Source organism: Pseudomonas brassicacearum (assembly GCF_003732265.1).
GTDB lineage: Bacteria > Pseudomonadota > Gammaproteobacteria > Pseudomonadales > Pseudomonadaceae > Aquipseudomonas > Aquipseudomonas brassicacearum_D.
Genome location: NZ_MOBK01000276.1, coordinates 1 through 253 on the forward strand (window position 1 = coordinate 1; position 253 = coordinate 253).

Genomic DNA, 253 nt, shown 5'->3' on the forward strand with positions numbered 1-253 from the left:
TGGGAAGTCGTGAGCGTCGCGTTGTAACTGTCCTTGAGAAATTGCGGATCGTTATTGAAATTGGCGAATTCATAGTGATAACCGCTGTACAGCGCCAGACGCTTGCCTTTCAAATCGGCGAAGTAACCCTGCTGACGATCCGGCTTGCTCTGTGCGACAAAGATTTCAGCATCTTCCAGCCCCATGTCGACGGTGCTGTGCGGGATATCCTTCCAACCCCACTCCGGGTTTTCGAAGATCGCCATGTCAGTCC

General features: G+C 52.6%; 1 pseudogene. It reads right to left on the minus strand.

What is annotated here, in order from left to right:
• A pseudogene (locus tag BK660_RS31245) lies at positions 1–253 on the minus strand (amino acid ABC transporter substrate-binding protein); the annotation flags it as partial.